The organism is Sphingomonas tagetis (genome assembly GCF_024211275.1).
Taxonomy (GTDB): Bacteria; Pseudomonadota; Alphaproteobacteria; order Sphingomonadales; family Sphingomonadaceae; genus Sphingomonas; species Sphingomonas tagetis.
The window spans coordinates 1-1,232 of the sequence record NZ_JAMLDX010000050.1 but is presented as its reverse complement, the minus strand read 5'-3'; the positions used below and the strand labels follow the sequence as shown (position 1 = coordinate 1,232).

Annotated in this window: 1 protein-coding gene; it reads right to left on the bottom strand. The window is 67.1% G+C overall.

Annotation, left to right across the window (positions count from 1 at the left end):
• Nucleotides 1–138: 138 nt before the first annotated feature.
• Nucleotides 139–1,146 (bottom strand): IS110 family RNA-guided transposase, encoded by a 1,008-nt coding sequence (locus M9978_RS22945; protein ID WP_254297487.1) that lies wholly within the window; start codon nt 1,144–1,146, stop codon nt 139–141.
• Nucleotides 1,147–1,232: the final 86 nt, after the last annotated feature.

Below are 1,232 nucleotides of genomic sequence, written 5' to 3'. Positions count from 1 at the left end.
ACGTTGCATTGACTCGAAGCGGGCTTGGCAGCCCATCTGATAACCTTCGCAGATCGTCCGTCCCTGCGTTCCCTCGCGGGACACCGCCATCGGGTCAGCTGGAACGCCTCACCGCTGGCGAAGGGAGCTTACCTCATTTCAGGCCTCGAACAAGGTGCCGTCGCGCAACATGGCGTGCATGATGACGGCGAGGCGGCGGGCGAGCGCGACCCGGGCTTTCTTGAGGCCGCGCCGCTTGGCGATCTTGAGCGCCCAGGTCTTCAGCGCGAAGGTCTGCCGCGTGCGGGTCAGGATCGAGTTCGCTGCCTCGTAGAGGAGCTTGCGGACGGTGCTGTCGCCCTGCTTGGTGATCCGCCCCGTCCAGTCAAGCTCGCCCGACTGGTGCCGACGCGGGACGAGGCCGAAGTAGGCGCCCGCCGTTCGGGACCGCTTGAACCTGCCCGCCTCATCGACGGCAGCGGCGAACGCAGCCGAGGTTTGCACGCCCACGCCCGGGATGCTCATCAGGGCCTGACAAGCCGGAGAGGCGGTGCTGATCGCCTTGAGTTCGCGGTCCATCTGGCGGATCTCGTCGACCAGGCCGGTCCGCGCCCGGAGCAGCGAGGCCACCGCCTCACCAAGGCCCGGGATGGCGACGGCGGCCTGCACGCGCGCGAGGAACCGCTCGCCCTGGCCAGCTCCCGGCCTGATCCCGAAGGTGGCGCAGAGGCCGCGGATAGTGTTGTCGAGCCTGACACGCGCTTCAACCAAGTGCGCGCGGGCGGTGATCACCGAGCGCACACCGTGCGACGTCGGCGACTTGACGTGCACCTCCTTGTAGAAGCCGGTGCGCGCCAGCTGCGCGAGCCCGGCAGCGTCATGCGGATCGGTCTTGTTCGCTTTCATCGCCTTGAGGCTCTGGTGCGCTTGGCGGGCATCGATGCACACGACCGCCACACCCAGCTCGTGCAGGCCTCGCGCGACCCATGGCGTCATCCGGCCGGTCTCGATCACCACGCGTTCCACCGGCCCATGGCGTTCAAGCATCGCGGCGATCGCTTCCGGCGTGCTGTCCACGCCTTGCGCCGCGACCTTGCGCCCTTCGGCGTCGACAACGCAGACGTGCGACGTTTCCATCGACAGGTCTATTCCGGCATAGTGCTTCATGGCTGCTTCCTTCCTTCAGATCCGACAACCAGAAGGTGCGCCGCTCAGCCGGCCCGAGGAAGCAGCCACAAATTACACGATGACTC